Annotated in this window: 1 protein-coding gene; it reads left to right on the top strand. The window is 35.2% G+C overall.

All coding sequences use genetic code 11. From position 1 onward, the window contains the following. Nucleotides 1-282, top strand: a 282-nt coding sequence (locus B7G66_RS18525; protein ID WP_206778213.1) for a hypothetical protein, incomplete at its 5' end; no start/stop codon positions are given. Nucleotides 283-406 lie beyond the last annotated feature (124 nt).

The raw sequence follows: 406 nt of genomic DNA, 5'->3' as shown, positions 1-406 counted from the left end.
CTTTTTGAAAAAAGCTTCACCAAAAACTTTTATAATTTCAGGATGTTGTTGATTCTGACTTTTCAAACAGTCCCTTGGAACCTGTTGAAAAACATCCCACAGGTTCTATCGACAGGAAATGGGGAACGCTTTCAGCGTATAAACTTATTTTTTGAAATTTTATTTCTGTATAAAGTTTTTTTTCAAAAATCTTCATCATGTCAGCAGGTTCCTGCTCCTAACTTCTTGATGCAAGTCAGCCTGACAGGTCAAACGGGACCTTGTAACCTTGTATATAAATAAGAGACTGTTTGAACAGTCAGGATCAATAACATCCTGAAATTATAAAGGCTTTTGGATGAAGATTTTTCCAAAAATCTTCAAAAGACGCCGCCTTTTTGAAAAAAGGCAGCACCCAAAAACTTTT

Origin of the sequence: Novacetimonas hansenii JCM 7643 (genome assembly GCF_000964405.1) — a bacterium.
GTDB classification, from domain to species: Bacteria; Pseudomonadota; Alphaproteobacteria; order Acetobacterales; family Acetobacteraceae; genus Novacetimonas; species Novacetimonas hansenii.
Note: the sequence above shows the minus strand (reverse complement) of the source record. Positions and strands in the feature narration are given on the sequence as shown.